Annotated in this window: 14 protein-coding genes; 10 read left to right on the forward strand and 4 right to left on the reverse strand. The window is 71.9% G+C overall.

Annotated features, from left to right (window positions below; translation table 11 throughout):
* The first annotated feature begins 131 nt into the window (after window positions 1–131).
* On the forward strand, window positions 132–596 hold the full coding sequence (locus tag GA0074692_RS31975; protein WP_091651706.1) for a DUF6069 family protein: 465 nt from the start codon (window positions 132–134) through the stop codon (window positions 594–596).
* A gap of 83 nt (window positions 597–679) precedes the next feature.
* Here the strand turns inward: GA0074692_RS31975 and GA0074692_RS31980 are convergent, their stop codons facing one another.
* The 3 genes from GA0074692_RS31980 to GA0074692_RS31990 all read right to left on the reverse strand — a co-directional run bounded on the left by GA0074692_RS31980 (window position 680) and on the right by GA0074692_RS31990 (window position 3,633).
* On the reverse strand, window positions 680–1,069 hold the full coding sequence (locus GA0074692_RS31980; RefSeq protein ID WP_091651708.1) for a VOC family protein: 390 nt from the start codon (window positions 1,067–1,069) through the stop codon (window positions 680–682).
* A 132-nt stretch (window positions 1,070–1,201) separates the two neighbouring features.
* Window positions 1,202–3,175, reverse strand: coding sequence for a multicopper oxidase family protein (locus GA0074692_RS31985; RefSeq protein WP_091651710.1), 1,974 nt, complete (start codon window positions 3,173–3,175; stop codon window positions 1,202–1,204).
* On the reverse strand, window positions 3,172–3,633 hold the full coding sequence (locus GA0074692_RS31990) for a DUF6220 domain-containing protein (protein ID WP_091651714.1): 462 nt from the start codon (window positions 3,631–3,633) through the stop codon (window positions 3,172–3,174). The genes GA0074692_RS31985 and GA0074692_RS31990 overlap by 4 nt, the downstream gene beginning before the upstream one ends.
* Window positions 3,634–3,882: 249 nt before the next feature.
* Between GA0074692_RS31990 and GA0074692_RS31995 the strand changes: the two genes are divergently transcribed.
* The gene (locus GA0074692_RS31995; protein ID WP_091651718.1) at window positions 3,883–5,136 is read left to right on the forward strand and encodes a sensor histidine kinase; all 1,254 of its coding nucleotides are present in this window, start codon (window positions 3,883–3,885) and stop codon (window positions 5,134–5,136) included.
* Window positions 5,133–5,867, forward strand: a complete 735-nt coding sequence (locus GA0074692_RS32000) for a response regulator transcription factor (protein WP_091651722.1) — start codon at window positions 5,133–5,135, stop codon at window positions 5,865–5,867. The genes GA0074692_RS31995 and GA0074692_RS32000 overlap by 4 nt, the downstream gene beginning before the upstream one ends.
* On the opposite strand, the gene GA0074692_RS32005 is transcribed toward GA0074692_RS32000, so the two are convergent.
* The gene (locus GA0074692_RS32005) at window positions 5,812–7,758 is read right to left on the reverse strand and encodes an anthranilate synthase family protein (protein WP_091651724.1); all 1,947 of its coding nucleotides are present in this window, start codon (window positions 7,756–7,758) and stop codon (window positions 5,812–5,814) included. The two genes, GA0074692_RS32000 and GA0074692_RS32005, sit on opposite strands and share 56 nt — an antisense overlap.
* Before the next feature lie 231 nt (window positions 7,759–7,989).
* Here GA0074692_RS32005 and GA0074692_RS32010 point away from each other — a divergent pair, with 231 nt between their 5' ends.
* The 7 genes from GA0074692_RS32010 (at window position 7,990) to GA0074692_RS32040 (ending at window position 15,354) form a co-directional block, all read left to right on the forward strand.
* Complete coding sequence (locus GA0074692_RS32010; RefSeq protein WP_218106729.1) at window positions 7,990–9,300, forward strand: aspartate kinase; 1,311 nt, start codon at window positions 7,990–7,992, stop codon at window positions 9,298–9,300.
* Between the two features lie 15 nt (window positions 9,301–9,315).
* The gene (locus tag GA0074692_RS32015; RefSeq protein ID WP_091651730.1) at window positions 9,316–10,137 is read left to right on the forward strand and encodes a 2-amino-3,7-dideoxy-D-threo-hept-6-ulosonate synthase; all 822 of its coding nucleotides are present in this window, start codon (window positions 9,316–9,318) and stop codon (window positions 10,135–10,137) included.
* 30 nt (window positions 10,138–10,167) lie between these two features.
* On the forward strand, window positions 10,168–11,271 hold the full coding sequence (locus GA0074692_RS32020) for a 3-dehydroquinate synthase II (RefSeq protein ID WP_091651733.1): 1,104 nt from the start codon (window positions 10,168–10,170) through the stop codon (window positions 11,269–11,271).
* A gap of 99 nt (window positions 11,272–11,370) precedes the next feature.
* A complete protein-coding gene (locus GA0074692_RS32025) occupies window positions 11,371–12,054 on the forward strand; it encodes an amidohydrolase family protein (RefSeq protein ID WP_245730549.1) in 684 nt (227 codons plus the stop codon).
* Window positions 12,051–13,367, forward strand: a complete 1,317-nt coding sequence (locus tag GA0074692_RS32030; RefSeq protein WP_091651736.1) for a phenylacetate--CoA ligase family protein — start codon at window positions 12,051–12,053, stop codon at window positions 13,365–13,367. The genes GA0074692_RS32025 and GA0074692_RS32030 overlap by 4 nt, the downstream gene beginning before the upstream one ends.
* An 11-nt stretch (window positions 13,368–13,378) precedes the next feature.
* The gene (locus GA0074692_RS32035) at window positions 13,379–14,569 is read left to right on the forward strand and encodes an FAD-dependent monooxygenase (RefSeq protein WP_091651739.1); all 1,191 of its coding nucleotides are present in this window, start codon (window positions 13,379–13,381) and stop codon (window positions 14,567–14,569) included.
* Entirely contained in the window at window positions 14,569–15,354 is a 786-nt protein-coding gene (locus GA0074692_RS32040) for a 2,3-dihydro-2,3-dihydroxybenzoate dehydrogenase (protein WP_091651743.1), read from the forward strand. Before GA0074692_RS32035 ends, GA0074692_RS32040 begins: the two co-directional genes overlap by 1 nt.
* Window positions 15,355–15,430: the final 76 nt, after the last annotated feature.

The raw sequence follows: 15,430 nt of genomic DNA on the forward strand, positions 1-15,430 counted from the left end.
GCGGCATTTACCGATCGACGCGAGTGAGTGAAAATCTCATGTTCTCGCTGGCCTGGATCTAGCGGCTCGGCGGTGCCCCGTCTACGCTACGAAAGACACATCGCCCCAGCCGCCGAACAGGAGGCATTGCCGTGGGTGCGTCCGTTCCCCAATCCCCGTCCTCGCCCCGGTTGGCCTGGTCCCTGGACACGCTCCCGGTATGGCTGGTCGGCGTCCTGGCCGCCCTCGTCGGTGCGGTCGTGGCGGAGGCCTTCACGCTCGTCGCCCGAGGTGCCGGTGTCCCGATGGCGGCAGCCGGTGTCTGGGAAGAGAAAGCGCAGAAGATCGGGGTCGGCGCCGTCGCCCAGAGCGTCGTGCTCTGGTCGATCGGCGGGATCGTCCTCGCGGTGGTCCTGGCCCGCTGGGCCAAGCGGCCCGCCCGCACCTTCGTGGTGGCCTGCGTCGGGTTCACCCTGCTCTCGCTCGCCGGACCCGGCCTCGCCCAGGACACCGCCGTGTCCACCCAGCTCGTCCTGGGCGCGACCCATCTGCTGGCCGCCGCGGTGATCGTCCCCATCCTGGCGAGGCGACTCGCCGCCCGTGACGCAGCCCGCTGACCGGGCGTCCGTTCCGTCGAGGCGGGGTCGGATGCGCTACCGGTGCCGCTGCTGGCCGGTCGCGGGCGGGGTCGCCACCAGGTTCAGCCGCGGGCGGCCGGGGTGAACAGCTCGACGAGGTTGCCGGCCGGGTCGGCGAGCAGCATCTGACGCCCACCGGGTCCGGAGATGATGTCGCTGCGGAACTCCACCCCGGCCTGGTGCAGCCGGTCCCGCTCGGCGTCGAGATCGTCGACGATGAGGTGAATGCGGTTCCGGCCGGCCCCGGCCACGTCCTCGGGCGTGACCCGGGCTCCTGAGCTGGGCGGCCCGGACAGCAGCAGTCGCAGCGGCCCACGTGCGACGTCGGCGAAGGCGGGCGGAAAGGCGTTGAGCACGGTGAAACCCAGGTGGGCGGTGTAGAAGTCGATCGCCTGCTGTACGTCGTCCACGATGTAGCGAACGCTCGCCATGCTGGGGTCGGGTGCGGTCATCGGGATCCTCCGTCCGTGGTCGGGTCGGGCCGAGGGGGCTTCCGGTCCGATCGCGGATCGGACCGTCCCTCGGCAAACAATAGGGTGTCGAGCGGCGCGGGCTCCTCGGATCGGAGCGGCACGCCAGGCCGGTCAGGAGTGGCCGTGGCTCGCGTCCGCGAAGGGAGTGCGGACGCGGTCGTAGACGAGCTGCAGCATCATGCCCTGGTCCTGGTGCACCAGGTTGTGGCAGTGGTTTATCCAGATGCCCGGGTTGTCGGCCCGGAACGCCACCTCCCAGACCTCGCCCGGCCGTACGTCGAAGGTGTCCATCCACAGCGGGCTGCCGGAGGAGCGGGTCCCGTCCCTGGAGAGGATCAGCACGGGGTGACCGTGCAGGTGCCAGGGATGGGTCTCGAGGCTCCGGTTGACCACGGTGAAGCGGACGAGGTCTCCCTCGGCGACGAGCTGGTCGGGGATCGACGGATGCCCGCGACCGTTGACGGCCTGGGCGTAGGCCGGGCGGCCGTCGACCAGGGTCAGCGCCCGGTCCAGGACGACCGTGAAGTGCCGGTCGGCGTGGTCCGCGTCGAACGGCACGGCTGCGGGTTCGCCGTAGTGCAGCAGGTCGAGTTCCGGCCAGTCGGAGGTGTCCGGCGGGGCCGGGTCGTCTCCGGTGTGTTCGGTCGGGCGTAGCAGCACGCCCCGATCGCGGTCGTTGTCGAGCAGGAGGGCCACCGGGATGTCCGGCATGGTCAGCACCACGTCGTACCGTCCGCCGGCGGGCAGGCGAAGCCCGACGTCCCGTACCTCGCCCGGTTGGTTGAGGTCACGGCCGTCGACCGCCACCACGCGGAACGCCGCGCCGGTCAGCGCGAACCGGTGCGGATCCGAGTCGGTGTTGACCAGTCGCAGGCGCACGGGCGCGCCGGGGCGGGCCGGGTGGACGGTGCGTCCGTCCTGGTTTCCGATCACCACGGCGTCGTCGAAGGTGTGCACGGGCAGCGTCAGGTCCAGCTCCGCCGGCTCGGCCTGCCGTGGTGTGACGACGAGCGTTCCGTACAGCCCTCTGCGTACACCGGGGTGCGAGGTCTGGTGGGTGTGGTACCAGTACGTCCCCACCTGGTCGGCGCGGAACCGGTAGACGAACTCGCCGCCCGGAGTCACCGCGTCCTGCGTGGCGCCCGGCGCACCGTCCTCACCGCACGGTACGTCGTACCCGTGCCAGTGCAGGGTGACGCCGTCCTCGATGTCGGTGTTGCGCAGCGTCAACTCGATCAGGTCACCCTCTGTCGCGGTGATCGCCGGGCCGGGCAACTGGCCGTCGTAGGTCCACGCGTCGACGTCATGTCCCGACGGGAGGCGCACGGTGGCGGTCCGGGCGGTGAGGGTGTGTCGCCGGGTGGTGCCGCCCGGGGCCGGTTCGCGAGCCCCGCGCAGGTCCGCCACCGAGACCGTGGCCCCCGACCCGGCGGCGCGGCGCGGCCCACCTCCGGTGACCACCGCCTCGGGCGCCCGGAACAGCAGTCCGACCCCGGTTAGCCCGGCTCCCGCCGCGACCACTCCGCCGGCCATGCCGATGAACCCACGGCGCGAGAGCATCGAGCGACCCGGCGGTGCCGGTGCTCGCGTGTGGTCCTCGGTGCGCTCGGCAGCCGGTCCGGTGACCACCCGCGAGGTCAGCAGCGCACCGGCGCAGACGAACGACACGGCGATCAGCGCCGTGCTCCAGGTCAGTGGGGACCCGGCGATGAACGTCACCACCAGGCCGGCCAGCGCGGCGTACCCGGCCGTGAAGAGCGCGACCAGACCGCCGGTCGGCAGGCCCGCACCGGGCGTCCGGCCCGCCGTGCGCAGCCGGGGGCCGGCGATGAGCGCGGCGGCCAGTCCGGCGGCTCCGAGCAGGGGAAGCCCCAGCAGCGCCTTCTCCTGCGCGAACCACCAGCCCTGACCGGCCAGCGCCGCCACGGTGGCCAGCCGGGCCACCGTCACCAGAAGCGCCCCGACGAGCAGGCCGAACGCGAGCCGATAGCGCCGGAGGGCCGCCGTGACCCCGGTCGAGAACCAGGTGGCGACCCCCAGCAGTGCTACCCCGTGGTCCAGAAGGATCCATTGGGCCGTGGTCATGAGGCCGATCGCGCCGGGCCCGCTGCCGAACCGGCAGCCGGAGAGGCGGCAGCCGTACCGGCCGGCGTGGTGGGCGCGGCCGTCAGCGCCTGCGACCGCCGGATGATCATGAGCACCACGCCCATGATGGCCAGCCCGTTGACCCCGTGCAGGCCGAACACGAGCTGTCCGGCTCCCGATTCCCCGAGGGCCTTGGCGATGATCGCGATCACGGGCTGCAGGATCCCGAGCCCCACGACCAGACCGGACAGGCCGATGAGTCGACCGGGCATCCGGACCACCGCGGCCACCACCGTCAACACCAGGGCGAGGAGGATCGTCACGAATCCCAGGCCACGGTGGGGCCCGAATGCCTCGTCGGTGGGCGCGCTGTTGATCGCGCCGCTGGCGGCCAGGAAGAACTGCACGACGACGACGAACATCAACAACGCCGCCAGTCCCGTGAAAGCTTTACGCATGGGAAAACCCCTTTAGGTCGGTTGGGTCAGAGGGGTGTTCGGAACGCCGAGGTGGTGCAGCCACAGGTGCCCCGTCGGTGGTACCAAGGAAGCGAGTTTCGCACGATGGATCGGGTGATTCCTCCATCAGCGGATGGGACGTGTCTACGCGTTCTGACGTAGCGGGTCGGCTCGAACCGCGCTTCTCGTCGTAGTTGCCCGCGTGTCTGGCGGGAGTCGCGTCGTCTCCTGGATATCTACCATTGCGATATGCCGGACCGCACCACGCCGCTTCGCCTGCCCGGGTGGGCACAGGATCTGATCCTCGCGCTCTTCGTCACCGCGATGCAGGTCCAGGGGACCCTCCGCCGGGTGGCGGCGGAGCCCGAGACGGTGCTGCGTCCACTCGCCGACCTCGGCCACCTGGGCTTCGTCCTGTTGGTCGTCAGCGGCGCCGTGCTGGCCGTGCGCCGCCGCTGGCCGCTCGCGGTGTTCGTCACGACCGTGCTCGCCAGCCTGGCGTACTACACCCTCGACTTTCCCGACGGTCCGGGCTGGCTCGGGCTCTTCGTCGCCACCTACACGCTCACCGCTCTCGGCGACGGGCAACGGTCCCTCCTGATCGTCGGCGTCGGCATCACGGCGTTGACCGGGTGCTGGCTGGTCGCCGCGATCGACCTCGAACCCCGTGCCGCGATCGGCTGGGTGTTCTTCCGGATCGGGGCCAGCATCATGAGCGCTGCCCTCGGCGAGTCCGTCCGGTCCCGGCGGGTCGTCGCGGCCAGGGCACTGGAACGGGCCGAATCGGCCGAACGGACCCGGGATGAGGAGGCCCGGGCCCGGGTCGACGCCGAGCGGCTCCGGATCGCCCGCGAGGTCCACGACACCGTCGCCCACGCCATCGCCGTCATCAACGTCCAGGCCGGGGTCACCGCGTACGTGCTCGACAAGCGCCCGGAACTGGCCCGCGAGACGCTGCGGACCATTGAGCAGATGAGCTCCCAGGCGCTACGGGAGATGCGGGCCATCCTCGGGATGCTGCGTGACTCCGACGAGGAACGGGCGCCCGCCCCCGGCCTGGCCGAGATCGACGAGCTCACCGCGAAGGCGCGGGACGCCGGACTCGACATCAACCTCGAGGTGACGTCGCCGCCGTCGCCGCCGCCGAGCGCGGTGAGCAGCGCCGCCTACCGCATCCTCCAGGAGTCGATCACCAACGTGCTCCGTCACGTCGGCCCGACCCGGGTGAACGTGGTGCTGGACTACGGAATCGACACTCTGGAGGTCCGGGTGACCAACGAGGCCGGTCGCACCGGGGCAACCGACGGCCGTACGCCCCGGCAGGCGACCGCCGTGGCCGGCGGCTGCCCCGGCGACCCGGACGAGCCCGGTCACGGCATCTTCGGCATGCGCGAACGTTGTCAGCTCCTCGGTGGCGAGCTGGCTGCCGAGGAGCTGCCGGACGGCGGGTTCGAGGTCAAGGCCCGGCTGCCGCTCGCGCCGGCGGGAACGGCACGGCGGTGAGGACGGAGCACGGGTCCACCCCGATCCGGGTGCTGCTCGCCGACGACGAACGGCTGGTGCGATCGGGGTTCCGGCTGCTGCTCGACGTCGAGGACGACATCGAGGTGGTGGGGGAGGCCACCACCGGCACCGAAGCCGTGGAACAGGTCCGGGTCACCCGCCCGGACGTCGTCCTCATGGACATCCGGATGCCCAGGTTGGACGGGATCCAGGCCACCAACGAGATCGCCCGGACCGTCGGGCTGCAACACGTCCGCGTGCTGATCCTGACCACCTACGAAACCGACGCGTACGTCTTCGAGGCGCTCCAGGCCGGCGCGTCCGGCTTCCTGCTCAAGGACGCCGGGCCGGCCGAACTCCTGCACGCCATCCGGGTCGTCGCCGCCGGCGAGGCGTTGCTGGCGCCCCGGATCACCCGCCGCCTCATCGCCCAGTTCACCGCCGCCCGGACCGTCAGCCGGGTGAACGAGGACCGGCTGGCCGTACTGACCCAACGTGAGCGTGAGGTGCTGGCCCTGGTGGGACAGGGCCTGAGCAACGACGAGATCGGCGCCGAGCTCTTTCTCAGCCCGGCCACCGCCCGCACGCACGTCAGTCACGCGATGGGCAAGCTGGGCGCCCGCGACCGGGCACAACTGGTGGTCATCGCCTTCCAGACCGGACTGGTCAGCCCGCTCAGCGGCGAGGCGCGGCCACCCGGGCATCCGGAACGCCGGCCCCCGCCTCGCTGAGCAGCGAGCCGAGCAGGTCGCCGAGGATCTGCGGGCCGTGCTGGGTGAGGATGGATTCGAGGTGGAACTGCACGGATCGGAACCCCGCGCCGCGTAGGGCGTGCACCTCGCCGGACTCCGGGTTCCGGCTGATCTCGATGGCCCTCTGCTGGCCGTGGGGTACGAGGTCACGCTCGGCGCGGGCGGCGTAGGTGTTGTAGAAGCCCACGAGTTCGGACCGGCCGAACAGGTCGATCCGCTTCTGGACGCCCTGGTTGGGCAGCGCGCGCCGGACGATGTCGAAGCCGAGTTCGGCGGCGAGCACCTGGTGGCCCAGGCAGATGGCCAGGAACGGCACGGTGCCGGCGAGCAGCTCCCGGGTGAGGGCCCGGAGCGTGTTCATGCGCGGGTCGGTGGCGTCGCTCGGGTCGCCGGGGCCGGGACCGACGACGACGAGGTCGTAGCCCTCCGGACGCAGCGGCCGGTCGAACCGGGTGATCGTGGTCCGCAGCCCGAGGGCGCGCAACTGGTGGCCGAGCATCCCCGTGAACAGGTCCTCGTTGTCGACGACCAGCACGCGCCGTCCGTCCAGCGCCGGGTCCGGGGCCGCCCGGTGCGCCCCGTCGAGCCAGAACCGCGACAGCGTGGTGTTGCGGGCCCGCAGCGCCTGGCGTACCTGGGGATGGGTGGCCGGTGACGGGTCCGCCAGGGCGGCAGGCGCGCCTCCGGCGCCGGCGGGTGCGAGGCCGAGCGCCCGGAGCATGCCGGCGGCCTTGGCCTTCGTCTCGGCCACCTCGGACTCGGGGTCGGAGTCCCGGACCAGGGTGGCGCCGACGCCCAGGCGCAGCCGGCCACCGTCGCCGATCTCGGCGGTCCGGATCATGATCGCCGAGTCGAGCGTACGGCTGCCCGCCGCGTCCCGGCCGATCAGCGCGAGGACGCCCCCGTAGTACCCACGGCCGGTCGTCTCGTGCCGGGTGATGACCCGGAAGGCGTTCTCGAGTGGACTGCCGGTGACGGTCGGCGCCAGCAGGGTCTCCCGCAGCACGTCCCGTACGTCGAGGTCGCTGTCGCCGGTCAGGATGTACTCGGAGTGCGTCAGGCGCGCCATTTCCTTGAGAAACGGACCGTGCACCCGGCCACCGAAAATGCACATCCGGGCCATCATTTTCAGTTCCTCGTCGACGACCATGTAGAGTTCGTTGGCCTCTTTCTGGTCGTTCAGGAATTCCAGAATCCCGGAAATCTCCGGGCCGGTCGCGGGGTGCCGGTAGGTCCCGCTGATCGGGTTCATCGAGACGGTGCCGTCGGTCAGGCTCACGTGCCGTTCCGGCGACGCGCCGATGAACGTTCCCGCGCCGGTGTGGAACAGGAACGTCCAGTACGACCCCAGTTCGCCGGTCAACAGCCGCCGGAAGATGGCGAGTTCGGTACGCACCGAGTGGTCGTCCAACCGTGCGGTGAAGGAACGCCGGATGACGAAGTTGGACCCGGCGCCCTGTCCGATCTCGTCACCCAGCACCTGCTTGACGATCTCCGCGTAGTGCTCGTCGCTGATGTCGAAGCCGGCCTCGGAGACGGGCACGTCCTGCTCGGGCAGCCCGGCCAGGGCCTGGTCGCGGCTGAGTTCGGCCTGCTCGTGGACGCGCATGGCGAGCAGCGGCGCGCCGTCGTCGTGGCAGCTGAACCCGCGCTCGGTGATCTGCCGGTACGGCACCGCCACGAGCAGGTCGTGCCGCGCGCCGCCCGCCAGCCCGTCGGGCAGGGGCAGTTCGGCGAGCCGGTCCACGCCGCATACCTCGCCGGTCAGCACCTCCACGCGCGCGTCCCGGTCCGAGCCGGGCCGGTACAGCAGGGCGAAGGCACGCCCGTCCTCGCCGAGGCCGGCCAGAACGTCCGGGAGGCTGGCCATGCGCGAATCCGTCCCGTCCATGTCGCTCCCTTTGCATGAGTTCGGATCGCCCCTGTCGATACTGCGGCGGCGAAACACGTCGCACATGACGTGAGGCCGCCGTCCCGTATCTCCGGTAACGCCCCAGCGGTATGGCGTAAACACATGAATGAGGGGCCACTACTCGCACAGGTCGTAGCCGGACAGGGGTGCCGCGATTACTGTCAACGGCACACCAGTTCAACGAGGGCGGTGAATACGACTGTGGATGTGCTGGTCCAGAAATACGGCGGTACCTCGCTCCAGACTCTGGACTGCGTTCGGCAGGCCGCCCTGCGTGTCGCGGCGGCGCGGCGGTGCGGATCGGCGGTGGCCGTGGTGGTCTCGGCGCGCGGCAGCAGGACCGACGAGCTGCTGCGGTTGGCAGCGGACGTCGGTGCCACCGAGCCGTCCCGGGAACTGGACCAGTTGCTGGCCGTCGGCGAGTGCGAGTCGGCGGCGCTGATGGCGCTCACCCTGAACGGGCTGGGGGTGCCGGCGGTCTCGCTGACCGGCCACCAGGCCGGGATCCAGACCACCGACCGGCACGGCGACGCGCTCATCTCGCGGATCGGGGCCACCCGCGTGCAGGCGGCACTGGACGGTGGCGAGGTCGCCGTGGTGACGGGCTTCCAGGGGGTGGACCGCGCCGGGGACGTCGCCACGCTCGGCCGGGGTGGCTCCGACACCACCGCCGTCGCGCTGGCGGCGCGACTCGGTGCCTCGGCGTGCGAGATCTACACCGACGTGGACGGCGTCTTCAGCGCCGACCCCCGCATCCTGCCCGCGGCCCGCTGCCTGCCGTGGGTCCAGCCCGGCGTCATGGCGGAGATGGCGTTCGCCGGCGCGCGGATCCTGCACTCCCGCTGCATCGAACTCGCCGCCATGGAAGGGGTCGAAGTGCGCGTCCGCAACGCGTCGTCACAGGCGCCCGGCACCGTCGTCGTGGACCGCCCGGACGGCCAGCCGCTGGAGACCCGGCGGGCCGTCACGGCGGTGACCCACGACACCGACGTGGCGCGGGTGCTGGTGCACTGCCGGGACAGCCACCGGGACCTGGCTCCCGACGTGTTCGAGGTGCTGGCCGCCCAGGGCACGGTGGTGGACCTGGTGGCCCGGTCCGGGCCGTACGAGAACGAGTTCCGGATGGGGTTCACCATCCGCCGCAGCCAGGCCAACTCGGTGCGGACCGCCCTGCACGAGCTGACCGCCTCCTTCGGCGGGGGCGTGCACTTCGACGAGAACGTCGGCAAGGTGTCGGTGGTCGGAATGGGCCTGCTCAGCCGTCCCGAGTACACCGCCCGGCTGATGGCGGCCCTGGCCGCGGCCGGGATCCCGACAAGCTGGATCTCCACCTCCCAGCTGCGGCTGTCCGTGATCGTGCCGCTGGAACGCACCGTCGACGCCGTCGAGACCCTGCACCGCGAGTTCCAGCTCGACCGGCACGAGCCGGCAGCCGCCGTCTCCACCGCGTCCCGGCAGACCGGCACGTCCGCGACCTCCGGCCGTTCCGCCACCGCTTGAGAGAGGCAGGACCCAGTGGCTGTACTCAACGCCTCGTTCGCCCGAGGCCTCCGCCTGCGTCGCCTGTTCCGGCACGGCGACGGCCGCCTGCTCGTCGTCCCGCTCGACCATTCCGTTACCGACGGGCCGCTGCGTCGCGACCTGAACGCCCTGCTCGGTGAACTGTCCGGCACCGGGGTCGACGCCGTGGTCCTGCACAAGGGCAGTCTCCGCCACGTCGACCACGGCTGGTTCGGCGACATGTCGCTGATCCTGCACCTGAGCGTGAGCACCAGGCACGCTCCGGATCCGGACGCGAAGTACCTGGTCGCGCACGTGGAGGAGGCGCTGCGGCTGGGCGCCGACGCGGTCAGCGTGCACGTCAACCTGGGCTCACCCCAGGAGGCCCGGCAGATTGCCGACCTGGCGGCCGTGGCGGGGGAGTGTGAACGCTGGAACGTCCCGCTGCTCGCCATGGTGTACGCCCGGGGACCGCAGATCAGCAACCCACGGGCACCGGAACTCGTGGCACACGCCGCGACCCTGGCCGCCGACCTCGGCGCGGACATCGTCAAGACCGACTACGCCGGCACCCCCGAGCAGATGGCCGACGTCGTCCGCGCCTGTCCCATCCCGCTCATCGTGGCCGGCGGCGCCCGCTCGACCGACCCCGCGACCGTACTGGCCTACGTGTCGGACGCGCTGCGCGGCGGTGCCGTCGGAGTGGCGATGGGGCGCAACGTCTTCCAGGCCGACCGGCCCGGCTGGATGGCCGCCGAGGTCGCGCGGCTGGTGCACGAACCACGGCACGCCCCGGACCGGGCCGACGCCGACACCCGGCTCGCCCTCACCTACTGACTCGCCGACCCTTCCGCCGAGGAGACCCCCGTGAAGCTGTGCTGGCTGGACATTCGTAACGTCGACGGCGCCAAGGCGGCGATCGTCGAGGAGGCCGTCCACCAGCGGGTGGACGCCATCGTGGCGGCCGACCCGGCCGACCTGGAACCGCTTCCCCCGACGGTGAAGAAGGTGCTGTTCCCGCAGGGCCAGCCGCTGCCGGAGAAGCTGGCCCCCGCCGACCTGGTCATCGTCGAGCCGGCCCGGCACGGGGATCCCGCCGCGCTGGCCCAGCAGTACCCGGACGTGGAGTTCGGCCGGTACGTGGAGATCGTCGACGCGGACAGCCTCGAGGACGCCTGCCGCGCCGCGCGCCACGAGCGGTGGAGCCTGCTGTACTTCCGGGACCCCACCAAGATCCCGCTGGAGATCGTGCTGGCCGCCGCAGCCGGCGCGGACGGCAGCATCATCACCCAGGTGGCCGACGTCGAGGAGGCGGAGATCGTCTTCGGGGTCCTCGAACACGGCTCCGACGGCGTGATGCTCGCCCCCCACATCCCGGGGGAGGCCACCGCGCTGCGGACCGCCGCAGTCAGCCGGGCGGCGGACCTGGAACTGGTGGAGCTGGAGGTCACCGGAATCCGGCGGGTGGGCATGGGCGAACGCGCCTGCGTGGACACCTGCACGAACTTCCGGCTGGACGAGGGCATCCTGGTCGGCTCGCACTCCACTGGCATGATCCTGTGCTGTAGCGAGACCCACCCCCTGCCGTACATGCCGACCCGGCCGTTCCGGGTCAACGCCGGCGCGCTGCACTCGTACACGCTGTCGGCCAACGGGCGGACCAACTACCTCAGCGAGTTGACCTCCGGCGGTCGGGTGCTCGCCGTCGACTCGCAGGGGAAGTCCCGGATCGTCACCGTGGGCCGGGTCAAGATCGAGACGCGTCCGCTGCTCGCGATCGACGCGGTCTCGCCGTCGGGCGTGACGGTGAACCTCATCGTCCAGGACGACTGGCACGTACGGGTGCTCGGGCCGGGCGGAACGGTGCTGAACGTCACCGAGCTGACCGCGGGCACGAAGGTCCTCGGCTACCTACCGGTCGAGAAGCGGCACGTCGGCTACCCGATCGACGAGTTCTGCATCGAGAAGTGAGCGACGGCGCGATGAGGAACAAGCCATGATTGGGCAGGTACTCGACTTCCACGTGCGCCTGGCCCCCGGCCGGGCGCCGGGGAGCGGCTGCTGTCGACGTTGGACGAGTGCGGGCTGGAGCGGGCGGTGGTCTGCGCGGGCGGCACCATCGACCTGGACCGGCTGTCCCGCCAGCTCGTCGAGGGCGGGCACGTCGAGACCGACGCCGACAACGACGCGGTGCTGGCCGCCTGCGCGGGCACCGACGGCCGTCTGGTGCCGTTCTTCTTCGCCAACCCGTACCGCCCGCCCGAGGTCTACCGCGCCAGGGCCGCCGAGTTCCGCGGCCTGGAGGTCTCGCCCGCCGTGCACGGCGTCGCCCTGGCCGATCCCCGGGTCGCCGACCTCGTCGCCGTGGCGGCCGAGTTCGACCACCCGGTGTACACGGTCTGCCTGGAACGTCCGGGCGCGGGCGTGGCCGACCTGGTCACCCTGGGCCGCCGGTTCCCACAGGTGAACTTCGTGCTCGGCCACAGCGGCATCGGCAACATCGACCTCTACGCGCTCACCCTGATCCAGGACGAACCCAACATCCTGCTGGAGACCTCCGGCGGCTACACGTGCGTGGTCGAGGCGGCGCTGCGCCGCCTCGGCGCCGGTCGGGTGCTGTTCGGCTCCGAGTACCCGCTCCAGCACCCGACCGTGGAACTGGCCAAGTACCAGGCGCTGCGGATCCCGCCCGAGCAGTGGCGGCAGGTCGCCTGGGACAACGCGCATCGACTGCTGGGAGAAGAGAAGCGGTGAACGAGTTAAGCCCTGACCTGCCCCAACTCGGCCAGTGGCACGGGCCGGAAGACCTGCAGCGCCTACAGGAGAAGCAGCTTTCGCAGACCGTCACCTGGGCGGCCCGCTCGCCGTTCTACCGCGAGCGGCTGAACTCGGCGGCCCTGCCCGCCACCGCCGCCGACCTCGCCGGCCTGCCGCTGACCACCAAGCAGGACCTACGGGACAACTACCCCTTCGGGATGCTCGCCGTCCCGAAGGCACGGCTGGCCACCTATCACGAGTCGAGCGGGACCGCCGGCAAGCCCACGCCCTCCTACTACACGGCAGAGGACTGGACCGACCTGGCCGAGCGGTTCGCCCGCAAGTGGATCGGGATGTCGGCCGAAGACGTCTTCCTGGTGCGTACGCCGTACGCGCTGCTGCTGACCGGGCATCTCGCGCACGCCGCCGGACGGCTGCGCGGGGCCACCGTGGTGCCCGGCGACAACCGGTCGCTGGCCATGCCGTACGCCCGGGTGGTCCGGGTCATGCACGACCTGGAGGTCACGCTGACCTGGTCGGTGCCGACCGAATGCCTCATCTGGGCCGCCGCGGCGACCGCGGCCGGACACCGCCCCGACGCCGACTTCCCCGCGCTGCGGGCGCTGTTCGTCGGCGGCGAGCCGCTCACCGACGCCCGCCGTCGCCGGATCAGCCGGCTGTGGGGGGTGCCGGTCATCGAGGAGTACGGCTCCACGGAGACCGGCAGCCTCGCCGGCGAGTGCCAGTACGGCCGGATGCACCTGTGGGCCGACCGGGCGCTCTTCGAGGTGTACGACCCGCAGACCGGCACGGTCAGCGCGGAGGGGGACGGCCAACTGGTGGTCACGCCGCTGTTCCGCGAGGCGATGCCGCTGCTGCGCTACAACCTCGAGGACGACGTGTCGGTCTCCTACGACGACTGCGACTGCGGCTGGAAGCTGCCCACGGTCCGGGTGCTCGGCCGGGCGGCGTTCGGCTACCGGGTCGGCAACGCCACGATCACCCAGCACCGGCTGGAGGAGATCGTCTTCTCCCTGCCGGAGTCCCACGGGGTGGTGTTCTGGCGGGCCAAGGCGGAACCGACGACGCTGCGGATCGAGATTGAGGTGGCCGAGGAACACCGGGCCGCCGCCCAGGCGGAGCTGACCGCCTCGGTACGGGCCGCGTTCGGGGTCGACAGCGAGGTCGTCGGGCTGGCCCCGGGGACGCTGGTACCGCGCGAGGCACTGACCAACATGCCGGACGTGGTCAAGCCGCGCAGCCTGTTCGGACCCGACGAGGACTGGGGCAAAGCGCTCCTCTACTACTGACGGGAGCCGTCATGCGGCAGATCCGGGTGGCCGTGGTCGGGGCCGGCATCGCCGGCCTCGCCCTCGCCGCCGCCCTGCGCCGGGCCGGCATCGACTGCCACGTCTACGAGCAGGCGGAGCGGCTGACCGAGGTGGGGGCGGGCGTACAGGTGGCGCCCAACGCCACCCGGCTGCTGCACCAACTGGGCCTGCGTGAGCAACTGCGCGCCGTCGCGGTCGCCCCGCAGGCGATCGAGATGCGCCGCTGGGACGACGGCCGGATCCTGCAACGCACCCCGTTGGGCAGCCTGTGCCGCCAACGCTTCGGGGCGCCCTACTACGCCCTGCACCGGGCGGACCTGCACGCCGGCCTGCTCTCGCTCGTGCCGCCGGACCGGGTGCACCTCGGCGCCCGCCTCGTCGCCGTGACGCAACGCGCCGACGAGGCCCGGCTGCACCTGGCCGACGGTACGACGGTCGCGGCCGACCTGGTCGTCGGCGCCGACGGCATCCACTCGATCGTGCGCGACCAGATCGTGGCCGACCGGCCACGGTACTCCGGGCAGACGATCTACCGGGGGCTGGTCCCGGCCGACCGGGTGCCGTTCCTGCTCACCGAGCCCCGGGTGCGGTTGTGGCTCGGACCGGACCAGCACCTGGTGTGCTACCCGGTGTCGTCCGGCCGGCAGGTGAGCTTCGGCGCGACCGTGTCCGCCTCGGACTGGCGGGCGGAGTCGTGGTCGGCGCGGGGTGACGTCGCCGACCTCGCGGCGGCGTACGCGGGCTGGCACCCGGACGTCGCCCGGCTGATCGGCGCGGCGGGGACGGTCAACCGGTGGGCCCTGCACGACCGGGACAGCATCGACCGGCTCAGCTCGGGACGGGTGGTCGTCATCGGCGACGCCGCGCACCCGATGCTGCCGTTCCAGGCGCAGGGCGCGAACCAGGCGATCGAGGACGCTGTCGTGCTCGCGCTCTGCCTGGCCGACGCCGGCCCGGACGACCTGGACGCGGCCCTGCGCCGCTACGAACGGATCCGCCTGCCCCGCACCACGCGGATCCAGCAGCAGTCCCGGGCCAACGCGGAGACCTTCCACCTGGCCGACGGGGACGCGCAGCGTCGCCGCGACACCTCTGCCCAGACCGCGTCGGGTCTGGACCGGCATGAGTGGCTCTTCGGGTACGACGCCGAGCAGGCCACCACGACCAGCAGGAGCGCATGATGGAACTGACCGGAATCGAGTCGACCGTCGCCCTGGTCACCGGTGCGGCGCAGGGCATCGGGGCGGCCGTGGCGGGCGTCCTGGCCGGTGCGGGAGCGCACGTCGCGGCGGTGGACCGCAACGCCGAGGCGCTCGCCACCGTGGTGACCAAACTCGAGGCCGAGGGCGTGACGGCCCGTGGCTACGGCGTCGACGTGTGCGACAGCGCGGCCGTGGACGCGCTCGTGCGGCGGGTCGAGGACGAGCTGGGGCCGATCGGCATCCTGGTCAACGCGGCCGGTGTGCTGCACACCGCCCGGGTGGTCGAGCTGTCGGACCGGCAGTGGAGCGAGACCTTCTCGGTCAACGCCACCGGAGTGTTCCACCTGTCCCGGGCGGTGGCCCGGCGGATGATCCCCCGCCGCCGGGGCGCGATCGTGACCGTGGCGTCGAACGCCGCCGGCGTGCCGCGTACGGAGATGGCCGCGTACGCCGCCTCGAAGGCCGCGTCCGCCCACTTCACCCGGTGCCTGGGGCTGGAGCTGGCGGACTACGGCATCCGGTGCAACGTCGTCTCGCCCGGCTCGACCGACACCCCGATGCTGCGCGCGATGCTCGGCGAGGACGGTGACCCGAGGCAGGTGATCGAGGGCTCGCCGGCCGCGTACAAGGTCGGCATCCCGCTGCGGAAGGTGGCCCAGCCACGGGACGTGGCCGAGGCGGTCGCGTACCTCGTGTCCGACCAGGCCGGTCACGTCACGATGCACGACCTGTACGTGGACGGCGGAGCCGCCCTGCACGTGTGAAGGCGGAGCCGCCCTGCACGTGTGACGGCGGCACTGCCCGCACGTGTGACGGCGGAGCTTGCCGGTACGTGTGACA

The sequence above is a fragment of the Micromonospora pallida genome (genome assembly GCF_900090325.1).
In the GTDB taxonomy this organism is placed as follows: Bacteria; Actinomycetota; Actinomycetes; order Mycobacteriales; family Micromonosporaceae; genus Micromonospora; species Micromonospora pallida.